The organism is Citrobacter sp. Cf118 (assembly GCF_030334095.1).
In the GTDB taxonomy this organism is placed as follows: Bacteria; Pseudomonadota; Gammaproteobacteria; order Enterobacterales; family Enterobacteriaceae; genus Citrobacter; species Citrobacter freundii.
In genome coordinates, this window is sequence record NZ_JAOWES010000003.1 from 1 (window position 1) to 843 (window position 843).

The 843-nt window shown below is 41.9% G+C and carries 1 protein-coding gene; it reads left to right on the forward strand.

Annotation, left to right across the window (positions count from 1 at the left end; genetic code table 11):
• Positions 1-145: 145 nt before the first annotated feature.
• A partial coding sequence (locus OGX67_RS00015; protein ID WP_286525573.1) for a T6SS immunity protein Tli3 family protein occupies positions 146-843 on the forward strand: 698 nt, incomplete at its 3' end.

Sequence of the window (843 nt, forward strand, 5' to 3'; positions counted from 1 at the left end):
TATAAGGCCAACTATCAAAACCTGCCGGACAAAGAACCAGAAGTGGTGGGCTATAAGGGCTGGACCCGAATGCACTGCGACCTGAATGCGGGGAAATAATCGGCAATGGGATATGCCTAAAACACTTAACGTTTAAGGATAAATTATGAATAAGGGAAGTGCGTTAAAAATAATAATCGGAACTATTTCGCTATGTGCTATCGCTGCCTGTACAAAAAGAACACCCTCACAGGTTATTTATCGTTATGACGATAATCGTTATCTGGAGTTAAAAGGCTATTATTGTGAGGGAGCACTTTGGTATCACGATGGTAAAAAAAATATTCATAAAGAGATATATGATGGAGTATTTGCTTCCTTCAGGATATTCTCTGGGATATATATCCATCCATCGGATAAATACATCTTTATTCCTGAATGGGAACCCGGTGCATATACAATATCTAAAGACTATGGACAAACGTGGCAGGTCGCAACGTATATGTCCCCATCTCAGGGGCAAGAGAAAAATTCTGATGGGAATATGGTAGATAGACCTGAAGGAAAAGAAATAAAAAGAGTGGTGGTGGTTAATAATCAGGCATTTATTTCCACTGCACAAGGACATTTATATCTGAGCTCATACCCTTTTGACGACCCGCGCTTAAAGCCGGGTGGTCCGGGTATAGATTATCAATACTTTGATGACACGTATTATCTCTACAGACCAGGCAAGCATAAATCCAGTGGCGAGTATGTGAACGGCCATATGAGACCTGAATCGCCAGGTGCTGCCTGGGGAACAGTGGTGTTTATGAAAGCATCCCTGGCCCATTTAACGGAGGGATATAAGGCCAACTATCA